The following is a 16,555-nucleotide window of genomic DNA, read 5'->3' as shown; positions in this document are numbered from 1 at the left end:
CCAGTGACAAATGCCAACGTCGCGAGGGCTCCGTTGGCGGACTTCGATGACGGCGCCAGGCCCGAGGGGGTTAGCCTGGTAGGCGCGTAATCGGACAACCAGATCGAGACGGATAGAGGCGAGTCCCAGCCGTGTCCAGCAGCCCTGCGTCACAGTTCGGTCCCAACGAGTGGCTCGTCGAGGAGATGTACGACCAGTTCCTCGCCGACCCCACCTCAGTAGACGCCGCATGGCATGACTTCTTTGCCGACTTCAAGCCAACCCAGTCAGGGTCGAAGCCGGACACGGCGAAGAACGACAACGCGCCTGCCGGCAACGGCCAGGCCCCGGCCAAGCCCGCGCCCGCTGCCAAGCCGCAGCAGCCGCCTGCCGAGAAGCCCGCCGCGAAGCAGCCGCCGAAGGCCCCGGCCAAGCCCGCCGCGAAGCCCGCGGCCAAGGCCGAGCCGAAGGCGCCCGCGAAGAGCGCTCCCGCCGCGTCCGCTCCGGCGGCGAAGGCCGAGGAGCCCGAGCGCAAGCCGCTGCGCGGCGCCGCCGCGGCGATCGCGAAGAACATGGACGCCTCGCTGACCGTCCCCACCGCCACCAGCGTGCGCGCGGTGCCGGCCAAGCTGATGGCCGACAACCGCATCGTCATCAACAACCACCTCAAGCGCACCCGAGGCGGGAAGATCTCGTTCACGCACCTCATCGGCTACTCGATGGTGCGCGCGCTGCGGGACTTCCCGAACATGAACCGGCACTACGAGCTGATCGACGGCAAGCCGCACGCCGTCACGCCGGAGCACGTCAACCTCGGCCTCGCCATCGACATGAAGGGCAAGGACGGCGGCCGCACGCTCGTCGTCGCGTCCATCAAGGCCACCGAGAACATGACGTTCCTGCAGTTCTGGCAGGCCTATGAGGACATCGTCAAGAAGGCCAGGAACAACAAGCTCACGGCCGACGACTTCTCCGGCACCACGATCTCGCTGACCAACCCCGGCGGCATCGGCACCAACCACTCGGTGCCGAGGCTGCAGTCGGGCCAGGGCGCGATCATCGGTGTCGGCGCGATGCAGTACCCGGCGCACTTCGAGGGCACCAGCGAGCAGGCGCTCGTCGGCCTGGGCGTCAGCAAGATCATGACGCTGACCTCGACCTACGACCACCGCATCATCCAGGGCGCCGAGTCGGGCGAGTTCCTCAAGCGCATCCACGAGCTGCTGCTCGGCGGCGACGGCTTCTACGACGACATCTTCACGTCGCTGCGACTGCCCTACGAGCCGGTCCGCTGGATCGAGGACATCCCCGAGGGCGAGATCGACAAGACCGCCCGGGTGCTCGAGCTGATCGACGCCTACCGGATGCGCGGCCACCTGATGGCCGACACCGACCCACTGAACTACCGCCAGCGCAGGCACGAGGACCTCGACATCCTCAGCCACGGCCTCACCCTGTGGGACCTCGACCGCGAGTTCGCGGTGGGCGGCTTCGCGGGCCAGCAGCGCATGAAGCTGCGCGACGTCCTCGGCGTGCTGCGCGACTCCTACTGCCGGACCGTCGGCGTCGAGTACACCCACATCCTCGACCCCGACGAGCGCCGCTGGATCCAGGAGCGCGTCGAGATCCCGCACGAGAAGCCCGAGCCCTCGGTGCAGAAGTACGTGCTGTCGAAGCTCAACGCCGCCGAGGCGTTCGAGACCTTCCTGCAGACCAAGTACGTCGGTCAGAAGCGGTTCTCGCTCGAGGGTGGCGAGACCGTCATCCCGCTGCTCGACACGGTGCTGGACAAGGCAGCCGAGCACGAGCTCGACGAGGTCGTCATCGGCATGCCCCACCGCGGCAGGCTGAACGTGCTGGCCAACATCGTCGGCAAGCCGATCTCGCAGATCTTCCAGGAGTTCGAAGGCAACCTCGACCCGGGCCAGGCCCACGGTTCCGGCGACGTGAAGTACCACCTCGGTGCCGAGGGCAAGTACTTCCGCATGTTCGGCGACGGCGAGACCAAGGTGTCGCTCACGGCGAACCCGTCGCACCTCGAGACCGTCGACCCGGTGCTCGAGGGCATCGTCCGCGCCAAGCAGGACATCCTCGACAAGGGCGACCGTTCCTCGGGCGGCTTCACGGTCCTGCCGGTGCTGCTCCACGGTGACGCGGCGTTCGCGGGCCAGGGCGTGGTCGCCGAGACCCTGAACCTCTCGCTGCTGCGCGGTTACCGCACCGGCGGCACCGTGCACGTGATCATCAACAACCAGGTCGGCTTCACCACGGCGCCGGAGCACGCCCGCTCCTCGCAGTACGCCACCGACGTCTCGAAGATGATCGGCGCGCCGATCTTCCACGTGAACGGCGACGACCCCGAGGCCGCCTACTGGGTGGCGCGGCTCGCGGTCGAGTACCGGCAGGCGTTCAACAAGGACGTCGTGATCGACATGATCTGCTACCGCCGTCGCGGTCACAACGAGGGCGACGACCCTTCGATGACGCAGCCGGCGATGTACGACATCATCGACACCAAGCGCAGTGTCCGGAAGACCTACACCGAGTCGCTGATCGGCCGGGGCGACATCTCGATGGAGGACGCCGAGGCGGCGCTGCGGGACTTCTCCAGCCAGCTCGAGCACGTCTTCAACGAGGTGCGGGAGCTCGAGAAGCACCCGATCATCCCGAGCCCGTCGGTGGAGGAGGAGCAGCAGGTGCCCGCCAAGGTGCCGACTGCCGTCTCCCGCGAGGTCATCGAGCGAATCGGCGACTCGTTCGTCAACGTGCCGGAGGGCTTCACCCCGCACCCGCGCGTCAAGCCGGTCGCGGAGCGGCGGCACAAGATGTCGCGCGAGGGTGGCGTCGACTGGGCCTTCGGCGAGCTGCTCGCCTTCGGCTCGCTCGCGATCGAGGGCAGGCTCGTGCGACTGTCCGGTCAGGACTCGCGGCGCGGCACGTTCACCCAGCGCCACTCGGTGCTGATCGACCGCAAGACGGGCCAGGAGTACTCACCGCTGCAGAGCCTCGCCGACGAGCAGGGCCGCGTGATGATCTACGACTCGGCGCTGTCCGAGTACGCGGCCGTGGGCTTCGAGTACGGCTACTCGGTGGCCAACTCCGAGGCGCTCGTGATGTGGGAAGCGCAGTTCGGTGACTTCGTCAACGGCGCGCAGACCGTCATCGACGAGTACATCTCCTCCGGTGAGGCCAAGTGGGGCCAGCTCTCCGACGTCGTGCTGCTGCTGCCGCACGGCCACGAGGGCCAGGGTCCGGACCACACCTCGGGCCGCATCGAGCGCTTCCTGCAGCTGTGCGCGGAGGGTTCGATGACCGTGGCGGTGCCGTCGACGCCCGCGAACTACTTCCACCTGCTGCGGCGCCACGCGCTCGACGGAGTCAACCGCCCGCTGATCGTGTTCACGCCCAAGCGTCTGCTGCGCGACAAGAACGTCAAGTCGAGCGTCGAGGACTTCACCGACCAGTCGAAGTTCCTCTCGGTCATCGACGACCCGGCCATCGACCCGGCCAAGGCCCGCAAGGTGCTGCTGACGTCGGGGAAGATGTACTGGGAGCTGCTCGTCGAGCGGGACAAGCAGGGCCTCGACGACATCGCGATCGTCCGGGTCGAGCAGTACTACCCGCTGCCGAAGAAGAAGCTGCTGGCCGCGCTCGAGCGCTACACGGCGGCCAAGGAGGTCCTCTGGGTGCAGGAGGAGCCGGAGAACCAGGGTGCCTGGCCGTTCTTCGGGCTGAACCTGCCGCGCAAGATGCCGGAGGCGTTCGCGAACCTCCAGGTCGTGGCGCGCCGTCCGATGGCGGCGCCGTCGGCGGGCTCGTCGAAGGTGCACGAGGTGGAGCAGAAGGCGCTCATCGCGAAGGCCTTCTCCTAAGGACCCAACCACAGTGAAGGGCACCTTTACCGCGTTCAACGCAGTAAAGGTGCCCTTCACTGCATCTAGGCGAGACCGTTATCGGCCAGGAAGTCCTCGGCGATGTCGAGCGGGTTGCGCTTTTCCTCGGTGAACTCGACGTTGAGGTCGGTCAGTTTCTCGGTGGTGAGCGCCGCCGAGACGTCGTTGAGTGCCCGCACCTCGCGGTCGGTGAGCGTGCCCTTGGCGACCAGCGGCACGATGTTCTGCGCCGGGAACATGTCCTTGTCGTCCTCGAGCGCGACGAACCCGTTGCTGCGGATGGTCGACGAGGTACTGAACAGGTCGGCCACCTGGACCTCGTCGGAGCGCAGCGCCTCGACGGTCACCGGGCCACCGGTGTCGGTGGTGCGGATCTCGCGGAACTCACAGCCGTAGAGGTCCTTGATCTTGGTCTCCCACCGGTCCGCCCACTGACCCGGACCACCGAAGACCAGGTCCTTGCAGCGCGGCGCGAGGTCGGAGACCGTCCGGATGCCCTGGTCGGCCAGTTCCTTGCGGATCACGACCTCGTCGCTGTTCTCGGCGGGAGCCTGGTCGAGCACCTCGAACTGCTCGGGGAGCTTCTGTTCGAGCTCCGCGTGCACCTCTTCTGGTGTGGTGGCCTCGCTGGTGTCGTCGAAGTACTGCAGCAGGTTGCCGCTGTAGTCGGGCACGAGCGAGAGCGACCGGTCCTCCAGCGCCTTGACCACCACCTCGCGGCCGCCGACGGGCGGGCGCACGGTGACGTTCTCGGCGCCCGCGTTGCGCAGTGCGCCCGCGTAGATCTGGGCCAGCAGCAGGGTTTCCCCGACGTCGGAGGCGCCGATGATGATCTCGCCGGTCGGGCCGCCCTCGGCGCCACCTTCCAGCGGGTTGCCGCATGCGGTCGCCAGCAGGCCGACGGCCGCGAACAGTCCGAGCAGTCGCCGCTTCACGCCGACACCTCCTTCTTCGCGCCCGCCTCGGCGAGCCGGACCCCGCGGGGCACCAGCGCCCGCTGGACGGTGGCGAGCACGAGGTCGAGCACGATCGCGAGCAGCGCGGTGAGGATGGCGCCTGCCGCCACCTCGCCGTAGTCCAAAATGGCCAGTCCGTCGAGGAGGTACCGGCCGAGTCCGCCGAGCCCGACGTAGGCCGCGACGGCGGCCGTGGCGACGAGCTGCAGCACGGCGTTGCGGACACCGCCCAGCACGATCGGCAGCGCGATGGGCACCTCGATCTGCCACAGCCGTTGCCCGCCGCGCATGCCCATGCCCTCGGCGGCGTCGACCACGGAACGGTCGACGGCCTGCAGTCCCGCGTAGGTCCCGGCGAGGATCGGCGGGATCGCCAGCACGACGAGCCCGATGATCGCGGCGATGTCGCTGTCGGTGAACAGCAGGAACAAAAACGTCACCAGGCCGAGCGTCGGCAGGGCGCGGATCACGTTGCCGCTGCCCACCAGCAGCACCCCGCCGCGGCCGGTGTGGCCGACGTAGAGGCCGATCGGAACGGCGATGACCGTGGCGATGACGAGCGAGAGCAGCACGTAGCCGAGGTGCTGGAGCACCCGCGTCGGCACCCCGTCCTCGCCCTGCCAGTTGGCCGAGTTGGTGAACCAGTCGATGATCTCGCCGATCATGCGGGCACCTCCTCCTTCACGGGCGCGGCCGCGCGGTCCCACGGGGTCAGCACTCGCCGCAGCAGCACCAGCAGCAGGTCGACGACCAGCGCGAGCACCAGGGTCAGCGCGATGCCGACGACGATCGGCGAGAAGTACTCACGCTGGAAGCCATCGGTGAACAGCACGCCGAGTCCGCCGACGCCGATGAGCGCACCGACGCTGACGAGGCTGATGTTGCTGACGCTCGCCACGCGCACGCCTGCGGCGAGCACGGGAACCGCCAGCGGCAGCTCGACGGTCAGGAACCGACGCGCGGGCCGGTACCCCATCGCCGTCGCCGAGGCGATCACGGCGGGCGGCACCGCGTCGAGCGCGTCGAGCACGGGTCGCACGAGCAGGGCCGCGGTGTAGAGGGTCAGCGCCACGACGACGTTGATGCTGTCGAGCATCTTCGTGCCGATGAGACTGGGGATCACGACGAACAACGCCAGCGACGGAACCGTGTAGACGAGGTTCGACACCACGAGGATGACGCCCCTGGCACGGGGCCAGGTGTTGCCGAGCCAGCCGACGAGGATGGCGAGCACGATCCCGAGCACGAGCGGCAGCAGGGCCAGGTAGCAGTGCTCGGCGAGGGTGTCGACGATCTGTTCGCGGTTGTTGGCACTGCTGAGGTATTGCCCGAGCTCGTCGAAGAAGCTCACCGGGCCACCCCCTCCGGGTGGTTCTCGATCACGTCGAGCACCTGGCGCGCGGTGACCACACCGATGGCCTTGCCGTCGGCATCCACCACCACGCCGAGGCTCGCGGGCGACGACAGCGCCGCGTCGAGCGCGCCCCTGATCGGGGTGCCCTGCTGGTACAGCGAGCCACCGGCGAGTAGCTCGCCCTCGACCAACTCTCCGTCCACAACGGACCCGGGAGCCAACCAGCCTCGGGGCTCGCCCGCGTCGTTCACGGCCAGCCGCCAGCCGTCGCTGCCCTCGGGCTTGCTGCCCACCCGCACGGTGGGCACGTCCTCCACTAGGACGTCGTCGGCCGCGAGGAACGACAGGCCGCGGTAGCCGCGGTCCTTGCCGACGAAACCGGCCACGAAGTCGTCGACGGGTTGCCGCAGCACCTCGGCGGGCGTGCCGTACTGGGCGAGCTTGCCGCCCACTCGCAGCACCGCGACCCGGTCGCCGAGCCGCACGGCCTCGTCGATGTCGTGGGTGACGAACACGATCGTCTTGCCGAGCTGCGACTGCAGGCGCAGCAGCTCGTCCTGCAGCCCTTCGCGCACCACGGGGTCGACGGCCGAGAACGGTTCGTCCATCAGCAGGACCGGCGAGTCGGCCGCGAGCGCGCGGGCCACGCCGACGCGCTGCTGCTGGCCACCCGAGAGCTGAGCCGGGTAGCGCTTACCGACCTCGGCGGGCAGCCCGACGACCTCCAGGAGCTCGGCCGCTCGCTTCTTGGCCTTGTTCTTGTCCCAGCCGGACAACAGCGGCACGGTCGCGATGTTGCTCAGCACCGTCCGATGTGGAAAGAGACCGGCGTGCTGGATGACGTAGCCGATGCCCCGGCGCAGCAGTGCCGCGTCGGAGTCGCGGATGTCCTCGCCCTCCAGCAGGATCGAGCCGGAGGTCGGCTCGACCATCCGGTTGATCATGCGCAGCGAGGTGGTCTTGCCACAGCCGGACGGACCGACGAGGACCGTGATGGTGCCGTCCTCGATCGTCAGGTTCAGATCGTCGACGGCAACGGTGCCGTCCGGGTACTTCTTGGTGATGCCGCGGAACTCGATTCCCATAGCCCACTCCCCTCTGGACGGACCCGCACGACCGTAGCCGAGATCGGGCCGGAAGGCACGGTGTTCCAGCATCTAGTCTGTGGTGGTGAACTCAGCGCTCGACGCCTTTGGCGTACAGGCAAGGCCACTCCGGCTCGCCGTCGCCCTGCTGGACAGCGGCTGGGTGGAGTTCGACGAACTGGTGCGGGCCACGGCACAGCCGAGGCGCGGCGTCGAGGAGCTGCTGACAGCACTGGGCGAGGACCTGGAGCGCGACGGCTCGGCACTGCGCCTGCGGCCGGGATCCGCCGGGCGGTGGCGCGAACTGGCGGGGGCCGCCGCGCGACGCGACGACCTGAGCGCCGAGGTCGCGGCGCTCGTCGCCGACGTGCCGCCACCGCTGCCCGCGCTTGACCACGTGCAGGCAACGCCCGAGACCGTCGTGGCGAGGGCTCGCTGGCTCGACGAGCAGTACGACCTGAGGTCGGTGCGGCTGACGTTCGTCGGCGACCACGACCTCACGTCGCTGGCGGTGCGGGCGCTGCGGCCGGAGGCCGAACTGACCGTCGTGGACGTCGACGACCGGATCCTCTCCTACATCGACCGTCGTGGTGAGCGTTCCATTCGTACCGTGCACGCGGATCTGCGGTTCGGGCTGCCGCTCGCGGTGGCGGGCAACGCCGACGTCGTGTTCAGCGATCCGCCCTACACGCCGGAAGGGATGGGATTGTTCGCCGCCCGCGGGATCGAATGCCTCGCCGACCCGCCGAACGGCAGGCTGGTGCTTGCCTACGGCTACAGCCCCCGCCACCCCGCGCTCGGGCACCAGGTGCAGCGGGCGCTGCTGTCGCTGGGACTCGCGTTCGAGGCGATCGTGCCCGAGTTCCACCGCTACGCCGGGGCGCAGGCGATCGGCAGCGCGGCCGACCTCTACGTCTGCCAGCCGACGGCGCGCTCGCGCAAGAAGGGCAAGGGCAAGCCGCAGGGCATCTACACGCACGGCCCGCAGTCCGTGGAATCCCACCGGACTCCGGCGGCTCTGTTGCACACACTCGGCGAGTTCGCCGGCGTTGGTGGCCGCGAGGTCGCCGTGCACGATCCGGACTGGACCAAACCCGTGCCGGTGCCGGAAGGGCACGGCCTCGCCGTGGACCTCACGGCCGATCCCGGGCCGTGGCTGGCCAGGGTGCTGCTCGCCGCGAACGCCGAGCGCGTGGCGCTGCTGCTGCCCAACGCGCACCCCGACCTCGCCGACGCGCAGGCACAGCGCGCGCTCACCGACCTGGTCGCGGACAAGTACCGGCTGCGGCTACTGCGCAGCACCCCGGACAACAAGCACGCGGTGGTCGTCGCCGACGCCGTGACACCTGACGACGCGAACGCCGCCGTGCACGCGGTCTGGACCCGGGCGCACGGCCGGGTCGGCAACCTGTGGCCGCACGCGGCCAGCGACATCGCGGACCTGCGCCTGATCGACCTTCCCCGGCACCGCATCGACGAGCTCCGCCGGGAAATTCTGAATTCCTGAAACAAAAAGCCGGTGCGGCGCAGGCGAACCCGCACCGCACCGGCGTGGCGAAACTCAGGCCGTGACGCCGTCCGACTCCGCGGCCTTGGCCACCGCGGCGGCCACCTCGGGGGCCACCCTCGGATCCAGCGGGCTCGGCACGATGTGGTCGGCCGCGAGCTTGTCCGCGGCCACCGAGGCGATCGCGTCGGCCGCGGCGAGCTTCATGTTCTCCGTGATCGACCGCGCGCCGGAGTCGAGCGCGCCCTTGAAGACACCCGGGAACGCCAGCACGTTGTTGATCTGGTTCGGGAAGTCGCTGCGCCCCGTCGCGACGACCGACGCGTAGCGCGCCGCGACGTCCGGGTGCACCTCCGGGTCCGGATTGGACAGTGCGAAGACGATCGAGTCGTCGGCCATCGTGGCGAGCAGGCTCTCCTCGATGGTCGAGCTCGACAGGCCGATGAACACGTCGGCACCGGCGAGCGCCTCGGCGAGCCCGCCGCGCAGTCCCGACGAGTTCGAGGTCTCGGCGAGCTGCTCCTTGATCGGGTTCAGCCCGTCGCGACCCGAGTGGATGATGCCCTTCGAGTCGAGCACCGTCACGTCGCCGACCCCCGCTGCCTGCAGGATCCGCGTGCAGGCCACACCCGCGGCGCCCGCGCCGGAGATCACCACGCGCTGGTCGGCGATCGCGCGCTCGAGCACCATGTTGGCCCCGCGCAACGCGGCCAGTACCACGATGGCCGTGCCGTGCTGGTCGTCGTGCATCACCGGGCAGTCGAGTGCCGCCTTGAGCTTGTCCTCGAGTTCGAAACAGCGGGGGGCCGACACGTCCTCGAGGTTCACGGCGCCGAACGAGGGCCGCAGGCGCACGAGCGTCTCCACGATCTCGTCGACGTCGGTGGTGTCGAGCACCAACGGGATCGAGTCCAGTCCGGCGAAGGTCTTGAAGAGCACCGACTTGCCCTCCATCACCGGCAGCGACGCGCTGGCGCCGATGTCGCCGAGGCCGAGTACCGCGGTGCCGTCGCTGACCACTGCGACGAGCCGGTCGGCCCACGTGTAGCGCTTCGCGAGCGCGGCGTCCTCCGCGATGGCGCGGCTGACCTTGGCTACCCCCGGCGTGTAGGCGATGGAGAGATCACGCGCCTGCGTGATCGGCCGGGTGGCGGCCACGGAGAGCTTGCCGCCCTCGTGACCGCCGAAGATCTCGTCGTCGCTCACCTGAGCTTGGGACACGTCAATCTCCAGGATTGGACATCAAGGGGAATAGCCGAACGGCGTCCCCAGTGGTGTGTGGCTCCTCAGTCCCGGATCGCCTGGCGGGTAGCGCCGGCCTCCGGACGAGGCGTCCGTCAATGCCTGTGGTCGAGGCGTTGGCCGCGGACGCGGCGGTTCTACCAGTGTGGCAGGCCCGGCCCGGTTTGTACCGCCGGGGTGCGGCTGAGATCACAAAAGTCCCTGGTCATGAGCCTGATAGCAAGACGACCGTCCGGCTTGGGAGCCGCCGACTAAGCTGCGCGCATGCATGTGCGCGAGCTGGCCGTGGTGGACGCCTACGAATTCGTCCCTCGGAATTTCCCCGACCAACGAGGACTTTTCGTCGCGCCTTTGCAGGAACCGTCGTTCCGCGATGCCGTGGGACACCCGCTCACGGTCGCGCAGACCAACCACAGCGTGTCCCGCAAGGGCACCATCCGAGGCATCCACTTCGCCGCCACCCCGCCGGGGCAGGCCAAGTACGTGTACTGCCCGAGCGGCTCGCTGCTCGACGTGGTCGTGGACCTGCGTGTGGGCTCGCCGACGTTCGGCACGTGGGACGCCGTCCGGCTCGACAGCACGGAGTTCCACGCGGTGTACGTGCCGGAGGGCGTCGGCCACGGTTTCATCGCGCTCGAGGACGACACCGCGATGTCGTACCTGTGCTCCACCGGTTACAACCCGGCGGGCGAATTCGGGATCAACCCGCTCGACGCCGAGCTCGGGCTGCCCTGGCCCGCCGAGCTCGAGTTCCTACTGTCCGAAAAGGACACCGCAGCGCCCACGCTGGCCGAGGCACGTGAGAAGGGCCTGCTGCCTTCCTACGACGACTGCCTCGCCCGCTACGCCGAGCTCCGTTCGCAGGGTTAGGCGAAGTCCTCGGCGAGCACGCGCTCGACGTTGCGCTCCGCGAGAGCCGTGATCGTGACGAACGGGTTCACCCCGGTGCTGCCGGGGATCAGCGAACCGTCGGTGACGTAGAGGTTCGGGTACCCGCGCACGCGGCCGTGGAGATCGGTGGCCCTGCCCAGCACGACGCCGCCGAGCGGGTGGTAGGTGAACCGGTTCTCGAAGGAGCGCGTGTCGCCGAAGAGGTCGTGCCGGTAGATCGTGCGGTTGGCCCTGTTGACCTTGTCGAACAACGCCTTGGCCGCGGCGATCGTGGGCGTGCCCTGATCGGCGCTCCAGTGCAGCCGCGCCGAGTCGGTTGCCGCGTCATAGCTGAAGTGACCGCGCTCGGGGTTCTTGGTGATGGCCAGGTAGAGGCTCACCCACAATTCCAGGCCGGCGGGCATCGGCGCGATCTCGGCGAACACGGGGTGCTCAGGGTCGTCCCACGCGTCGATACCCAGCGCGGGCATCCCCGACTGGGTCCGCCCGGTGACGTCCCAGACGTGGTTGGCCCTGCCGAACATGACGTTGCCGTTGGTGCCCCAGCACCGTCCGACCTCGTCGCTGAGCTCCGGCAGCGCACCGGTCTCGCGGGCGCGCACCAGCAGCTCGGTGGAGCCGAGGCTGCCAGCGCCGAGGAAGAGGTGACGGGCGCCGAGCTCGGTGGTGGCCACCTCGGCCCCCGTGTCGTCGCGCTCGCGCACGGCGAGGGCGTACGTGCCGTCCGGCTGCCGGCGGATGGCACGGACCTCGCTCATCGTGCGGATCGTGACGTTGCCGGTGCCCAGCGCCGCGGCGAGGTAGGTCTTGTCGAGCGAGCGCTTGCCGTGGTTGTTGCCGTAGATGACCTCGGAGGCCAGCGCCGAGCGCGGCACCTCACCCGCCTCCTCGCGGCGCAGGTAGTCGAAGTCGTAGACGCTCGGCACGAAGGTCGTGGTGAGCCCGGCCCGGTCGGCGTGCCTGCGCGAGACGCGCGCGTACTTGTAGGACTCGCACGTCTCGAACCACGCCGGGTCGATCCGGTTCACGCCCAGCGCCGCGTTGGCCCTAGGGAAGTAGGTGCGATACATCTCGTCGGCGTCGACCTCGGGCAGGATCTCCTCGAAGTAGTCGCGCTTCGGCGTCACCGCCATGGCCCCGTTGACCAGAGAGCCGCCGCCGACGCCCCTGCCGACGTAGACCGACATGTCGCCGAAGCCCACGCGATCCAGCACCCCGGGATAGCGCTCGATGTCGCGGTTGACGACGTCGATCCAGAGAAACGACGCGAGCGGGGCCTCGGTGCGCGTCTTGAACCACATCGAGCGTTTGTCGGGCGCGAGCATTCCGCTGAAGACGGTGCCGTCGTCGGCAGGCGTGTCCCAGAGCCTGCCCATCTCGAGCATCACCGTCGGGACGCCCGCTTCGCCGAGCCGCAGCGCCGTCACCGCGGCCCCGTAGCCGGTCCCGATCACGACGGCGGGCGAGAAACCCGCTCGCCGCTGCGCGGCGGAAGCACCGGGGGCGGAGACCGTGGTCAGGCCGAGCGCGGCGGCGGAGTTCAGCGCGGCCACCCCGAGGAACCGGCGGCGGGACAGAGCGGAGGACATGCCGGCGATGCTGCCCGGCGCGATGTCACGCCCACAAGCTCAAAAGTGAACGGCGTTCACCCCAACTGGATAAACGCCGTTAACTTTCACCCAGCCGGACGACCTGGCCAGAATGGCGACATGGCAGACAAGCGCGCCGTCGTCGGCATGTACTCGTTCAAGAGCACGGACCCGCAACGACTCGCGACCTTCTGGGGTGAGCTCATGGAGCTGCCTCGCGTCGACGTCGGCTCCGATCTGGTCATGCTCGACTTCGACCACGAGGTCACGGCCCAGACCTGGCTCTTCGAACGCGCGGACGACGTGACCGCGGGCGAGCAGCTCGGCATCGACATCGGCATCGACGACGACGCGAACTGGGCGGACGTCGCCGACCGGGCCGAGGCACTCGGCGCCACGCGCGACTCCGAACACGAGGAAGACGGTGTGCGCTGGATCGTCATGCACGACCCCGACGGAAACCGCTTCCGGGTCTTCGCGCCTCGTCCCGTGTAGCGACCTCAGCCTCGGCGCGAAGAGCCTCTCGGATCAGCCCGAGAACTCGTCGGCCGATCGCCAGCTCACCGCGGTCGGAAGTCTCCCGCGTGACTCGGCGAACTCGACCAGCACGTCCCGGAACTGCTCGAGATCCATGCCACTGCCCGCGGGGAACCCGACCTCGGAGACCTCCACCAACGCGGGCGAGTCCGGTGCGCCCACGCTGTAGCCGAACAGGTCGTCGCCAGCGTAGAGGAGATAGCCGAGGCCGTCGTGCACCTGCACGTCGAGCACCGCATCCTCCTCACCGCCCTGGATCGTGGCCGAACCGACGTCGGCACGTCCCAACAACGCGATCAACTCGTCGACGTCTGCGGCGGAGTTCACCGGGACGTTCCGGCCGCCTCGGCAACCAGGCCAGCCGCCGCGGTCGCGTCGGTCCGAACCTGGGCGAGCAGGTCCAGCGTTCGGCGGACCGCCGCGGCCAACTCCTCGACTGACACCCCGTTCACCCCCGCTTCGGAGCGTGGCACGTCGAGTCGGCGAGTGCCTGGCGTAGCGGCGGCCGGGATTCACGGCAGAAGGGGGCCGCATTACCAACCGGTAACCGTCCGAGGTGCCCGCTATATTCGCAGGCGTGGACCAGCACGCGCTCCTCCTCCTGAGGCACGGCCAGACCGAGTGGTCCGCCATGGGCAGACACACGGGCCGCACCGACCTCCCGCTGACGGCCGTCGGAGAGCGACAGGCACACGCCGCAGGCCGCACCTACGCGCTCATGCACAGGGGAGGCTCCCCCGCGCTGGTACTGAGCAGTCCGCGCCAGCGCGCCGTCCGCACCGCCGAGCTCGCCGGGCTGCCCGTCGACGAGACCACCGAGAACCTCGCGGAATGGGACTACGGCGACTACGAAGGCATGACCACGACGCAGATCCGCGAGAAAGTGCCGGACTGGACCGTGTGGTCGCACCCGATGCCCGGTGGCGAGAGCGCGGGCCAGGTCACCTCGCGGGCCGACAAGCTGCTCGAGCGCGTCAGGGCGGCGCTGGTCGAGCGCGACGTGGTGCTCGTGGGCCACGGGCACTTCAGCCGCGTCGTCATCGCCCGCTGGCTCGGCCTCGGCGCGGACGCGGGCGTGAGCTTCCGGTTCGACCCGGCCAGCATCACGGTGCTCGGTGACGAGCGCGGTGAGCCACAGATCCAGCACCTCAACGTCCCGCCGTCCTGACCAGCGCCTCAGACACCGAGGAGAGTCCCTTGGGCAACGTGATCCGCCGCGTCCGAGAGTCCGACGTCGACACCGTCGTGCAGCTCGTGCACGACCTCGCGGAGTTCGAGCGGGCTCCGCAGGAGTGCACGCTGACCGCCGAGCAGCTCAGGACGGCCCTGTTCGGGGCCTCGCCCGCCGTGTTCGCACACGTCGCCGAGAGCGACGGCGAGGTGGTGGGCTTCGCGCTGTGGTTCCTCAGTTTCTCCACGTGGCGCGGCGTGAACGGGATCTACCTCGAGGACCTCTACGTCCGCCCGGAACTGCGCGGCTCCGGCCTCGGCAAGGCACTGCTGGCCGCGTTGGCGAAGGAGTGCCTGCGCCGCGGCTACGCGCGCCTGGAGTGGTCGGTGCTCGACTGGAACCCGGCTGTCCAGTTCTACAAGGCCATGGGCGCCGAGCCGATGGACGAGTGGACGATGTACCGGCTCACCGACGAACGACTGCGCGCACTCGCCGAGTACTAGCGCCGGCTGCTAGTCCTGGTGCTTCTCGCGCTCCGCGGCGCGGCCCTCGAGGCCACCGCGGCGCGCGGCGTCCTCCTCGGTCTCGTCCTCGCGCAGCCCCAGCACCCACGCGCGGGAAGGCCTGCGGAACAGCAGCACCACCACGGCCGCACCCGCGATCATGATCGGCACACCCCAGCCGGGCTGGCCCGACGGACCGGTCGCGTACCAGCCGACACCCACGAGCACGAGGCTGACGACCACGGCGGGCGAACGGGCCCACGTCTTGCCGAGCAGCAGGCCCGCCGCGCACGCGAGCACACCGAGTCCGAGCACGAGGTAGTAGCCGACCTCGGCGTAGAGATTGTTGCCCCGGACCGGCTCCGCATTCAGGTGGCCCACGGCGATCACGGCGCCGATCGCGAGCAGTGCGAGACCCGGCAGTGCGGTGAGCGCACCGGCGAAACGCACCTCGCGAGGCGCCGGGGAGAACTTGTCGGCGAGCGACACGGGCCGCCTTCCCGTCAGATGACCGTGCGTGAACACTTTCGATGGTATGCCACCCGGACGGCCGTTTTCTGCCGCCCGGCACTCGGGCGAGGATCGAGTGGTCGTCGATGAGCCGGCGGTCGGCCGGGGTGCACTCGTCACGGTGGAAGTCGTCGTTCGGGGCTGACGAACGGAGGGCAGCGACCGGCAGGGAACACGGGAGCAGCGGGTTCACGAGCCTCACAACGCAGTGACGAGTTTCGCAGGATTAGTTCGGTCCAGGCCGCCGAGGCGGCCCCGAACTCACTTACTCTGCGGTAGTGCGTGCAGTCCTCGTCGTCAATCCGCAAGCCACCGCTACCACTCCCGGTGGTCGCGACGTGCTCGCGCACGCGCTCGCCAGCCAGGTGAAGCTGGACGTCGTCGAGACCGACTACCGCGGTCACGCCATGGCGGTCGCGCACGCGGCCGCTCGGGACCAGGTCGATCTGGTCGTGGCGCACGGCGGCGACGGCACGGTCAACGAGGTCGTCAACGGCCTGCTGGCCGACACCGGCGGCAAGCCGGGGAAGTTCGGTCCCGTGCCGATGCTCGGCGTCGTTCCCGGCGGTTCGGCCAACGTGTTCGCCCGCGCGCTCGGGCTGCCGAGCGATCCCGTCGAGGCGACCTACCGGCTCCTGCACGCCATCGAGGAGAACCGCAGCAGGCAGGTCGGGCTGGGGCTGGCCGGAGATCGCTGGTTCACCTTCAACGCCGGAATGGGCTGGGACGCCGACGTCGTCGGAGAGGTCGAGAAACGACGCGGTAAGCGGACCAGTCCCGCGCTGTACATGAGAACCGCGGTGCGCTGCTACCTGCGGCCGCCGCACGGCAGGCCCGAGCTGACCGTTCGCCTGCCCGGCGAGGAGTCGGTCGACGTCCACACGGCGTTCGTGTCCAACACGGACCCGTGGAGCTACCTCGGCGAGCGACCGGTCCACCTCAACACCGAGTGCTCGTTCGAGACCGGGCTGGGCCTGTTCGCGTTGCGCGGCATGGGACTCGGCACGGTGCTGCGGCACGTCCGGCAGTCGCTGCGCTCGCGCAGCAAGCATCGTGGCAAGCAGTTACTGCGCCATGACGATCTGCCGATAGTCAGCGTCACCTCGGAAGTGCCGGTAAACTTGCAGGTCGACGGTGACCTGGTCGGGCAGCGAGCCCGGGTGGAGTTCATCAGCGTGCCGAGGGCACTCACGGTTGCGTTATGAGCGGTTGCGGTCGGTCAGCAACATCGACTGATCACCTCCAACAAACTCCATCCTGCCGCTCATCGACGGAGAAGCTCCGTTCACCGCAAGACGTCGCGAGACGAGCGGACCTGACAGGCGTATATTCGCAGGT

At 69.2% G+C, this 16,555-nt stretch carries 15 protein-coding genes; 7 read left to right on the top strand and 8 right to left on the bottom strand.

All coding sequences use genetic code 11. The features are described 5' to 3' along the window. Positions 1-185: 185 nt before the first annotated feature. On the top strand, positions 186-3,851 hold the full coding sequence (locus JHE00_RS15595; RefSeq protein WP_230424429.1) for a multifunctional oxoglutarate decarboxylase/oxoglutarate dehydrogenase thiamine pyrophosphate-binding subunit/dihydrolipoyllysine-residue succinyltransferase subunit: 3,666 nt from the start codon (positions 186-188) through the stop codon (positions 3,849-3,851). A 65-nt stretch (positions 3,852-3,916) separates the two neighbouring features. Here the strand turns inward: JHE00_RS15595 and JHE00_RS15590 are convergent, their stop codons facing one another. The 4 genes from JHE00_RS15590 to JHE00_RS15575 are packed head-to-tail and all read right to left on the bottom strand — an operon-like array spanning position 3,917 to position 7,267. Continuing rightward, entirely contained in the window at positions 3,917-4,795 is an 879-nt protein-coding gene (locus JHE00_RS15590) for an ABC transporter substrate-binding protein (RefSeq protein WP_200319311.1), read from the bottom strand. Between the two features lie 8 nt (positions 4,796-4,803). Further along, positions 4,804-5,493, bottom strand: coding sequence for an ABC transporter permease (locus JHE00_RS15585; RefSeq protein WP_200318775.1), 690 nt, complete (start codon positions 5,491-5,493; stop codon positions 4,804-4,806). Beyond that, positions 5,490-6,179, bottom strand: coding sequence for an ABC transporter permease (locus JHE00_RS15580; RefSeq protein ID WP_200318774.1), 690 nt, complete (start codon positions 6,177-6,179; stop codon positions 5,490-5,492). The genes JHE00_RS15585 and JHE00_RS15580 overlap by 4 nt, the downstream gene beginning before the upstream one ends. Continuing rightward, positions 6,176-7,267: an ABC transporter ATP-binding protein gene (locus JHE00_RS15575; protein ID WP_200318773.1), complete on the bottom strand. Its 1,092-nt coding sequence runs from the start codon at positions 7,265-7,267 to the stop codon at positions 6,176-6,178. The genes JHE00_RS15580 and JHE00_RS15575 overlap by 4 nt, the downstream gene beginning before the upstream one ends. 85 nt (positions 7,268-7,352) lie before the next feature. Here JHE00_RS15575 and JHE00_RS15570 point away from each other — a divergent pair, with 85 nt between their 5' ends. Next, positions 7,353-8,774: a bis-aminopropyl spermidine synthase family protein gene (locus JHE00_RS15570; protein WP_200318772.1), complete on the top strand. Its 1,422-nt coding sequence runs from the start codon at positions 7,353-7,355 to the stop codon at positions 8,772-8,774. 54 nt (positions 8,775-8,828) lie between these two features. Here JHE00_RS15570 and JHE00_RS15565 read toward each other — a convergent pair whose 3' ends face one another. After that, on the bottom strand, positions 8,829-9,995 hold the full coding sequence (locus JHE00_RS15565) for an NAD(P)-dependent malic enzyme (RefSeq protein WP_200318771.1): 1,167 nt from the start codon (positions 9,993-9,995) through the stop codon (positions 8,829-8,831). A gap of 285 nt (positions 9,996-10,280) precedes the next feature. On the opposite strand from JHE00_RS15565, the gene JHE00_RS15560 reads away from it, so the two are divergent. Then, entirely contained in the window at positions 10,281-10,886 is a 606-nt protein-coding gene (locus JHE00_RS15560; RefSeq protein ID WP_200318770.1) for a dTDP-4-dehydrorhamnose 3,5-epimerase family protein, read from the top strand. On the opposite strand, the gene JHE00_RS15555 is transcribed toward JHE00_RS15560, so the two are convergent. Further along, entirely contained in the window at positions 10,883-12,496 is a 1,614-nt protein-coding gene (locus JHE00_RS15555) for a GMC oxidoreductase (RefSeq protein WP_200318769.1), read from the bottom strand. The genes JHE00_RS15560 and JHE00_RS15555 overlap by 4 nt on opposite strands. A 120-nt stretch (positions 12,497-12,616) precedes the next feature. Between JHE00_RS15555 and JHE00_RS15550 the strand changes: the two genes are divergently transcribed. Then, positions 12,617-12,991, top strand: coding sequence for a VOC family protein (locus JHE00_RS15550; RefSeq protein ID WP_200318768.1), 375 nt, complete (start codon positions 12,617-12,619; stop codon positions 12,989-12,991). A 33-nt stretch (positions 12,992-13,024) separates the two neighbouring features. Here JHE00_RS15550 and JHE00_RS35570 read toward each other — a convergent pair whose 3' ends face one another. After that, positions 13,025-13,567, bottom strand: a complete 543-nt coding sequence (locus JHE00_RS35570) for an Imm1 family immunity protein (RefSeq protein ID WP_200318767.1) — start codon at positions 13,565-13,567, stop codon at positions 13,025-13,027. Between the two features lie 43 nt (positions 13,568-13,610). Between JHE00_RS35570 and JHE00_RS15540 the strand changes: the two genes are divergently transcribed. Continuing rightward, positions 13,611-14,201 carry an acid phosphatase gene (locus tag JHE00_RS15540; protein ID WP_372440453.1) on the top strand — a complete coding sequence of 197 codons (591 nt, stop codon included), beginning with the start codon at positions 13,611-13,613 and terminating at the stop codon, positions 14,199-14,201. A gap of 29 nt (positions 14,202-14,230) precedes the next feature. After that, on the top strand, positions 14,231-14,707 hold the full coding sequence (locus JHE00_RS15535; protein ID WP_200318766.1) for a GNAT family N-acetyltransferase: 477 nt from the start codon (positions 14,231-14,233) through the stop codon (positions 14,705-14,707). A gap of 9 nt (positions 14,708-14,716) precedes the next feature. Here the strand turns inward: JHE00_RS15535 and JHE00_RS15530 are convergent, their stop codons facing one another. Continuing rightward, positions 14,717-15,196: a hypothetical protein gene (locus tag JHE00_RS15530; RefSeq protein WP_200318765.1), complete on the bottom strand. Its 480-nt coding sequence runs from the start codon at positions 15,194-15,196 to the stop codon at positions 14,717-14,719. 299 nt (positions 15,197-15,495) lie between these two features. Here JHE00_RS15530 and JHE00_RS15525 point away from each other — a divergent pair, with 299 nt between their 5' ends. Then, positions 15,496-16,422: a diacylglycerol/lipid kinase family protein gene (locus JHE00_RS15525; protein ID WP_200318764.1), complete on the top strand. Its 927-nt coding sequence runs from the start codon at positions 15,496-15,498 to the stop codon at positions 16,420-16,422. The last annotated feature ends 133 nt before the right edge of the window (positions 16,423-16,555 follow it).

The sequence above is a fragment of the Prauserella cavernicola genome (genome assembly GCF_016595675.1).
GTDB classification, from domain to species: domain Bacteria; phylum Actinomycetota; class Actinomycetes; order Mycobacteriales; family Pseudonocardiaceae; genus Prauserella_A; species Prauserella_A cavernicola.
This window is presented reverse-complemented; position numbering and strand designations above follow the sequence as displayed.

Bases quoted from the DNA above. Each gene is read 5' to 3' on its own strand.
- JHE00_RS15560 (WP_200318770.1), top strand. From the start codon at position 10,281: ATGCATGTGCGCGAGCTGGCCGTGGTGGACGCCTACGAATTCGTCCCT.
- JHE00_RS35570 (WP_200318767.1), bottom strand. From the start codon at position 13,567: ATGCGGCCCCCTTCTGCCGTGAATCCCGGCCGCCGCTACGCCAGGCAC.
- JHE00_RS15585 (WP_200318775.1), bottom strand. From the start codon at position 5,493: ATGATCGGCGAGATCATCGACTGGTTCACCAACTCGGCCAACTGGCAG.
- JHE00_RS15595 (WP_230424429.1), top strand. From the start codon at position 186: ATGTACGACCAGTTCCTCGCCGACCCCACCTCAGTAGACGCCGCATGG.
- JHE00_RS15555 (WP_200318769.1), bottom strand. From the start codon at position 12,496: ATGTCCTCCGCTCTGTCCCGCCGCCGGTTCCTCGGGGTGGCCGCGCTG.
- JHE00_RS15575 (WP_200318773.1), bottom strand. From the start codon at position 7,267: ATGGGAATCGAGTTCCGCGGCATCACCAAGAAGTACCCGGACGGCACC.
- JHE00_RS15550 (WP_200318768.1), top strand. From the start codon at position 12,617: ATGGCAGACAAGCGCGCCGTCGTCGGCATGTACTCGTTCAAGAGCACG.